The 7,868-nt window shown below is 69.9% G+C and carries 5 protein-coding genes; 2 read left to right on the top strand and 3 right to left on the bottom strand.

Going from position 1 to position 7,868, the window contains the following annotated elements; translation table 11 throughout:
• Positions 1-217: 217 nt before the first annotated feature.
• From G3573_RS18275 to G3573_RS18265, 3 genes are all read right to left on the bottom strand, one after another.
• On the bottom strand, positions 218-1,324 hold the full coding sequence (locus tag G3573_RS18275; protein WP_163263122.1) for an SDR family NAD(P)-dependent oxidoreductase: 1,107 nt from the start codon (positions 1,322-1,324) through the stop codon (positions 218-220).
• A 147-nt stretch (positions 1,325-1,471) separates the two neighbouring features.
• Positions 1,472-2,281, bottom strand: a complete 810-nt coding sequence (locus tag G3573_RS18270) for a LytTR family DNA-binding domain-containing protein (RefSeq protein ID WP_205598355.1) — start codon at positions 2,279-2,281, stop codon at positions 1,472-1,474.
• On the bottom strand, positions 2,278-3,345 hold the full coding sequence (locus G3573_RS18265; protein WP_163263121.1) for a histidine kinase: 1,068 nt from the start codon (positions 3,343-3,345) through the stop codon (positions 2,278-2,280). Before G3573_RS18265 ends, G3573_RS18270 begins: the two co-directional genes overlap by 4 nt.
• A 626-nt stretch (positions 3,346-3,971) precedes the next feature.
• Here G3573_RS18265 and G3573_RS18260 point away from each other — a divergent pair.
• Both G3573_RS18260 and G3573_RS18255 read left to right on the top strand, forming a co-directional pair.
• Positions 3,972-7,064, top strand: coding sequence for a TonB-dependent receptor (locus G3573_RS18260; protein ID WP_163263120.1), 3,093 nt, complete (start codon positions 3,972-3,974; stop codon positions 7,062-7,064).
• A 134-nt stretch (positions 7,065-7,198) separates the two neighbouring features.
• Positions 7,199-7,868, top strand: a 670-nt coding sequence (locus tag G3573_RS18255) for a winged helix-turn-helix domain-containing protein (RefSeq protein ID WP_205598354.1), incomplete at its 3' end; no start/stop codon positions are given.

The raw sequence follows: 7,868 nt of genomic DNA, 5'->3' as shown, positions 1-7,868 counted from the left end.
GCGCGCGCCCGGGCCGCTTCGGCCTGAGCCGGGCGCGGGCCCAGCACCGCGAGCGTGGTGGCGACCCCGTGGCCGGCCAGGCCGCGGGCGAGCTCGAGCGCGGGGCCCCAGCTGCCGCCCACGGTGTCCGCGGTGAGGAACAGGCGTCGGACCGGAAGGCGAGAAGAGCCGGACGTCATGGGAAACCCTGGCGTTCGGGTGGAAGGGAACTCTGCGATCAGGCGACCAGCCCTCGCGTCTGCAGTTCGCGGCGGGCGTCCTGGACTCGGTCCTCGGCGCTCTGCCGGGCGACCCACTCGACCAGCTCGACCAGGCCCTCGTCGAAGTCGCGCCGCGCCGTGAAGCCCAGCACGTCGCGGGCGCGCGAGGCGTCGGAGAAGCAGTGGCGGATGTCGCCGGCGCGCGCCTGACCGGTGATCTCGGGGGCGATGTCCAGGCCCATGGCGCGGGCCAGCCGTTCGCCGACCTCGGCCACCGAGACCGAGTTGCCGGCCCCGACGTTGAACACGTTTCCGGGCGCGTCGGGGTGGTCCAGGGCGGTGACGAAGGCGCGGGCCACGTCGTCGACATAGACGAAGTCGCGGCGCTGACCGCCGTCCTCGAACACCAGCGGCCGCTGCTTGTTGAGCAGCCGCCCGGCGAAGATGGCCAGCACGCCGGTGTAGGGATTGGAGAGCGCCTGGCCGGGGCCGTAGACGTTGAACAGGCGCAGCGCCACGCCTTCCATGCCGTAGGCCGGCGCCAGGGTCAGGGTCAGCCGCTCCTGCACGTACTTGCCCAGCGCATAGACCGACACCAGGTCCGGCCGCTTCCACTCGGGCGTCGGCAGGGGCGCCAGCGGGCGGCCGTCGGCGTCGGTCGGTTCCCAGGCGCCTGGTCCCGGCCGGCGGCGGTCGACGGTCTCCAGCACGGCGCCGTCGACGGCGCGATAGAGGCCCTCGCCGTAGATCGACATGGACGAGGCGGTGACGATGCGGCGGACCGGCTTCTGGATCAGCTGCTGCAGCAGGACCGCGGTGCCGTAGTCGTTGCCCGAGACGTAGCGGTCGACCTCGTACATGCTCTGGCCGACCCCGACCTCGGCGGCCAGGTGGATCACCGCGTCGACCCCGCGCAGGGCCGCGACCACGGCGTTCTCGTCGCGCACGTCGCCGACGTGCAGGTCGACCTCGGCGGGCAGCTCGGCCGGGCGCTCGACCCCGCCATGCACCTGCTCGACCAGGGAATCGAGCACGCGCACGCGGTCGCCACGCTCGAGCAGGAGCCTGGCGACCCGGCGGCCGATGAATCCGGCGCCGCCGGTGATCAGAATAGTCTCGGCCACGGATCCCCTCCGGCTTTGCTGAGGGTCCTAGAACCGCAGCGGTCGGTCGAAGGTTCCGCTTGAAAGCCGGCCGGACAGGACGCCTCGCCTGTGCGGCGAACGCGCTTGCCGACCCGGGCGGATCGCCCGTTTCCGCCTGCGGCGGTCCTAGACCGCCACCGCCAGGTCGCGGGTCTGGCGCGCGCCGAGCGCGGCCAGCACGCACTTGGTGTAGCTGGGTCCGACCTGGACCGTGCCGCCGTCCGTCAGGGTCAGGGCGATCAGCCCCTTGCCCAGCCGCTCCACCGAGGCGACCGCGCCCAGGCGCACGAAGGCGGAGCGGTGGACGCGGGCGATGCGGGCCGGGTCGAGCCGGCCGGCCAGGGCGCCCATGGTGATGCGGTGGATGTGGCTGCGGGTGTCGGAGTGGAACAGAACGTAGTCGCCGGCCGCCTCGATCCAGGTCACGCGCTCCAGGTCGACCCGGATCAGGCCCTTGGAGGAGGGCACCCAGATCTCGTTGTCGTAGCAGCCGGCGGCGGCGGCCGCGGGCTCCGGATCCATGGCCCGGACCAGGGCCTCCAGTTCGGCGGCGCGGGCGGCCGCGGCGCTGGTCGAGCGGCGCCGGCGGGCCCGTTCGACGGCCTGGCGCAGGCGGTCGAACTGCACCGGCTTCAGCAGATAGTCGGTGGCCTCCAGCTCGAAGGCGTCCGGGGCGTGCTGGTTGAAGGCGGTGACGAAGACGATCTCCGGCCGGTCCTCGGTCGGCAGGGCGGCGGCCAGCGACAGGCCGTCGGCGCCGGGCATCTGGATGTCCAGCAGCACCAGGTCGGGCCTCAGCCGGGCGATCGCATCGGCGGCGGCCTCGCCGTCGGCGGCGGTGCCGACCACCTGGGTGTCGGGCACGTCGCGCAGGGCCAGGGCGAGGCGTTCCAGCGCCAGCGGCTCGTCGTCGACCAGCAGAACCTTCAGAGTCACGCCGCCCTCCTTGCGTCGTTGGTGCGGTTCAGCGGCAGTCGCAGCGCCACGCGCCACCCGCCGCCGGGCACGCGGCCCGCTTCCAGCGCGCAGTCGGCCCCGTAGAGGGCGGTCAGGCGCCTGCGCACGTTCTCGAGTCCCACGCCCGTCCCGGCGTGATCGGCCGCCAGTTCGCCGGCGTCGCCGTCGTCCTCGACCATCAGGGCCAGCGCGCCGTCGCGTTCGGCGGCGGCGACCCGGATGGTCACCGGCCGGCGGGCCGGGGCGACGGCGTACTTCACCGCGTTCTCGACCAGCGGCTGCAGCACCAGGCCCGGCACCGCGGCGGTCTCCAGCTCCGGCGGCCAGGCCATCTCCACCCGCAGGCGCTCGCCGAAGCGCACGCTTTCGATCTCCAGATAGGCCTCCACCGTGGCCATCTCCTCGGCCAGCGGCGTGGTCGCCTGCGGGTCCGAGGCCAGCGACGCGCGCAGGAACTCGCACAGCCGGCCGATCATGGTCTCGGCCTCGGCGTTGCGGTGGGTGACCACCAGGGTCGAGACCGCGTTCAGCGTGTTGAACAGGAAGTGCGGGTTCAGCTGGAAGCGCAGGGCGGCCAGCTGGGCCTGGTGGGCGGCGGCGCGCGCCTCGCTCAGCAGCCGGTCGCGCTCGCGCGTCGCCCGGGCCGAGCGCACCAGCTCCACGCCGGCGGCGTACAGCGCGTGCAGCCACACCAGAATGAGGAAGTTGCCGGCCATCGCCCGCACCAGCGGGGTGCCGGCGAACCTCGGCCGGTAGGCGCGGAAGAACAGCTCGAACAGCAGGGAGTCGTTGAGCGCGTGCAGCAGGCCGGTGCCGACCAGGCACACGCCGATCACCGCCAGGCGCGGCGCCAGCCGCATCCGCTCGGTCGTGCTCATGGTCAGGTAGATCAGCGCCGACGGCACCAAGCCGAAGCCGGCCATCAGCGCATACATGAGATAGTTGAAGCCGGCCATGGCCCCGTCGTTGGCCAGGCCGGCGGTCAGGTAGACCACGTAGGCCGTGCCCCACAGGCCCAGCGCCAGGGCCGCGGCCTCCCGCACGTCCACTCGCCGCCAAAACGGTTCCAAACTCAGCATCCGTCCCCGCCGCGGCGTTCTAGACCTCGCCTCTACTCATACCATCGCCGGCGTCCCGCCGTGTGCCGTGTTCGTCGCACATTCGTCGGATTTGGTCGCAAGCGTGTTGTCCGTGCGGCGACGCGGTCGCGGCGCGTGGCCGGCGTGCCGCAAATGGCGCGGGCCGGGGCGGGTTCGGGGCTGAATTGTGGCGGAGGCGCAGCGACGCGGTGTCCGGGCGGCCACGTACACCCGGCCCGCCCCCCTGTTCGCATGGCGGCCGAGCTCTGTTCAGGCGCGGCGGCGCCGATCGGTCTGTGGCGGAAACAGCCTATCCCGCAGGGCTCGCGCCGGCCCGGAATGTCCCAGGTCGGGAATATAATAACGTGCGTGTAATTATATAGCTATTTAGTATTCCGAAGTACGCAGTGACCATATTGCGACAATTTAATGGAAACCGCGCCACATAGGCGAAGGTGAAATTGACCCTTTCCTCTTGGCCCAACTACCGTGGCCTTTATCCGGGGGCGTCATGCCTGCGGGCCAACGTCGCTGCGGGTGGCTGGTCTTCGCAAGAAGTGCTTGCCGCGCCCGGCTCAGGAGGAAGAAAGTTGAATAAGCAAACCGTCCGTGGCCGCCTGTTGGCGTCCACGATGATCTGCGGGGCTGCTTTCGCTGCGTTCGCGGCGGCGCCGGCCTACGCCCAGGACACCGAGCAGTCGACCGTCGACGAAGTCGTCGTCACCGGCTCGCGCATCGTCCGTCAGGACTTCACCGAAATCTCGCCGGTCACGACCGTGGGCGCCGAGCAGCTGCAGATGACCGCGACCCTGTCGGTCGAGTCGCTGCTGAACGAGCTGCCGCAGGTCATCCCGGGCAACACCAAGACCTCGAACAACGCCGGCGGCGAAGACTTCGCCACCATCGACCTTCGCGGCCTGGGCACCAACCGTACCCTGGTCCTGGTCAACGGCGAGCGCGTTCCGGCCTCCTCGACCACCGGCACCGTCGACCTGAACACCATCCCGGCCTCGCTGATCCAGCGCGTCGAAGTGGTGACCGGCGGCGCTTCGGCCGTGTACGGCTCGGACGCCATCTCGGGCGTGGTCAACTTCATCCTGAAGGACGACTACGAAGGCGCTGAAATCACCGCGACCTACGGCTCGGCCTTCGACGGCAACGCTCCGGAAGTCGAAATCAACGGCCTGTTCGGCGGCAACTTCGCGGACGGCCGCGGCAACCTGACCGCCTACGCCGCCTACTACAACCGCGAGAAGGTCTCGCAGTCGGAATACGACTGGTCGCGCACCTCGGCCGCGGTCGTCTCGGACGCCTCGGGCAACCTGCACGTGGTCGACACCGCCGCTGAAGCCCAGAACTACCTGGGCTCGGGCGGCAGCATGATCTTCGCCGGCGGCTCGGGCACCCCGGCCTGGGGCTGGATCGCCAACCGTCCGGACGTCGACACCGACGGCGACGGCATCCCGGAAGTGGGCACCGGCAACGCGTTCGGCTCGCCGACCGGCTACGCCTGCTCGGGCGGCGCGGCGGACATGGCTGACGGCTTCTGCGACGACGGCGCGTCCATCACCGGCTACGGCGCTTCGCTGAGCACCCGTCCGGGCCTGGGCGCCACCTTCGGCGCCGGCAACACCGACACCAACTGCGACGGCGTCGCGGGCGGCGCGGTCAACGGCGGCAACCTGTCGTTCGACTCGCAAGGCCGTCTGTCCCCGCGCAACACCGGCGGCGCCTGCGGCGTGCCGGATCGGGCTGCTGGTTCGTCGCGCTACAGCTTCGCGCCGGACAACTACCTGATCATCCCGGCCGAGCGCTTCAACATCACCACGATCGGCACCTACGACATCACCGACGACATCCGTGCGAAGGTCCAGCTGTCGTACGTGAACAGCAGCTCGGAAGTTCAGCTGGCGCCGACCCCGGCGACCGGTCTGACCATCAAGCTGACCCCGGCCATGCAGTCGCTGATCCAGACCAACCACGCCGATCTGTGGGCCGCCCTGCAGTCGCGTCCGACCCCGCTGGCCGACTTCACGATGGACCGCCGCACCAACGAGGTCGGCACGCGTAACGCGTTCATCGAGAACAGCGCGCTCTCGCTGCTGACCACCGTCGACGGTTCGTTCAACGACAACTGGGACTGGTCGGTCACCGCCAGCTACGGCCAGAACCACGGCCTGTCCCGCGGCACCAACTCGGTCAACCGCACGGCGCTGAACCAGGGCCTGGCCGGCTGTCAGACCGCCGCCGGCGCTCCGCTCGGCTCGGCCGCTCTGCCGGGCTGCGTGCCGCTCGACATCTTCGGTCAGAACACCCTGACCGACGAAATGGTCGACTTCCTGCGCGTGAGCACCTTCGCCTCCACCAAGGTTGAAGAGCACCGCCTGGCCGGTTACGTCCGCGGCGACCTGATGGAGCTGCCGGCTGGCCCGATCGCCGCCGTGTTCGGCTTCGAATACCGCGGCACCGACGCCGAGTTCCGCGTCGACAACGAGCAGCGCACTGGCAACATCTACGGCTTCAACGCCATTCAAGACCAAGCCGGTTCGGTGGACGTCCGTGAACTCTACACGGAACTCTCGGTTCCGCTGCTGAAGGACCTGTCCTTCGCCGACTACTTCGGTCTGGAACTGGGCCTGCGTTACTCGGACTACTCGTCGATCGGCGAAGTCTGGACCTACAAGATCGGCGGCGAGTACGCTCCGGTTGACTGGCTGCGCTTCCGCGCGGTCTACAACGAAGCGACCCGCGCTCCGTCGGTCTTCGAACTGTTCCAGAACGGCGACCAGGGCTTCCCGTCCTACACCGACCCGTGTAACGCCAGCAGCTCGCCGTCGGCGCAGCTGGTGGCCTTCTGCTCGTCGCAGGCCGGCGGTCACAGCATGGCTGGCTTCGAGCAGAACAACGCTCAGGTCGAAGCCTTCGCCTTCGGTAACCCGGGCCTGAAGCCGGAAACCGCCGAGACCTTCACGGCCGGCGTCGTCTTCCAGCCTGACTGGTTCCCGCTGGGTGACTTCCGCTCGACCGTCGATTACTACGACATCGAGATTAAGGACGCCATTCAGTCGCTGGGCGCCCAGTTCTGGATCAACCAGTGCTACAACAGCCTGGACGCTTCGAACCCGGCCTGCGCCCGCGTCGTCCGTGACACCTCCACCGGTGACATCGACTTCGTGAACACCACTCGCGCCAACGCTTCGCAGTTCAAGACCAAGGGCTGGGACATCCAGGCCGAATGGTCGCTGGACATGGAAGACGTGGGCATGAAGGGTCGCCTGCGCCTGAACGAGCTGCTGTCGCTGATCGACTCCTACACGATCAACGGCTCCGAGTACGTCGGCTACTCGTTCTCGGGCATCGGCGGCGCTCTGCCGGAGTGGAAGTCGGCCTTCTCGGCCTACTACACCCTGGGCGACTGGACCCTGTTCGGCCGCTGGAGCTACGTGCCGACCATGACCAGCGCCAGCTTCGGCAACGAGCTGCCGGAAGCCAGCTACGTCGACATGTCCGCCCGTTGGGACATGACCGACAACTTCCAGGTCACGGCCTTCATCGGCAACGTGTTCGACAAGGAAGCGCCGCAGACCACCGAGGGCACCCTCGGCGGCCAGGCCAACACCGACCCGCAAGTCTATCGCGTGCTCGGTCGTACCTTCTCGATCTCCGGCAAGGTCCGCTTCTAAGAAGCAGACCACCGGAAATCGGTGCACTAGCGTACGGGCGGCGGACCGAGAGGTCCGCCGCCTTTCGCGTGTGCGGCGCTAGGTCGTCGCTCTTTTAAGCTGCAAGTTTGGCCCCCAACGATTAAGTCAAGGTCGTGAACCAGACCGTGCGCATCACCGCCGCTGTCGACCTGCCGCCCGCCTTCGTGCTGGGCGCCTGGCGCGTGTTCGCCGACCGCAACGAAATCGAAGGGCCCGCCGGCGTGGTCCGGCTCGAGCCGATGGCCATGCGGCTGCTGTGCCTGCTGGCCGAAAACGCCGGGCGCACGGTCACCCGCGCCGAAATCGTCGAACGCCTGTGGGACGGCCGCGCCGTCACCCACGACGCCGTCACCCGCCAGGTCGCCAAGCTGCGCGAAGCCTTCGGCGACGACGCGCGCGAGCCGCAGGTGGTCAAGACCGTTCCCAAGATCGGCTTCCTGCTGCTGGTCGAGCCGCAGCCGATCCGGTCCGAAGCCGCCGGCGCGGATCCGTCGTCGCCCGGGCCCGAGACGCAGGCCCGGCCCGATCGTCGCCGCCGCCTGTGGGGCGTGGCGGCGGCTGTCCTCGTGGTCGCCGCCGGGGTGGCCGCGGTCGGCTTCTCCCGCCGTCCGTCCGGCGAGTTCGTCGCCCCGGCCCAGCATCCGGTCACCGCCGAGGTCGGCCGCGAGCTGCAGCCGGCCCTGTCGGCGAACGGCGCCTGGCTGGCCTATGTCGGCCAGCCGGCCGGCGACCCCGGCGGCCTGTACGTGCGCACCCTGCGCGGCGAGGCGCGGCGGCTGACGC

This window comes from Caulobacter sp. 17J65-9 (assembly GCF_010975005.1).
Taxonomy (GTDB): Bacteria; Pseudomonadota; Alphaproteobacteria; order Caulobacterales; family Caulobacteraceae; genus 17J80-11.
This window is presented reverse-complemented; position numbering and strand designations above follow the sequence as displayed.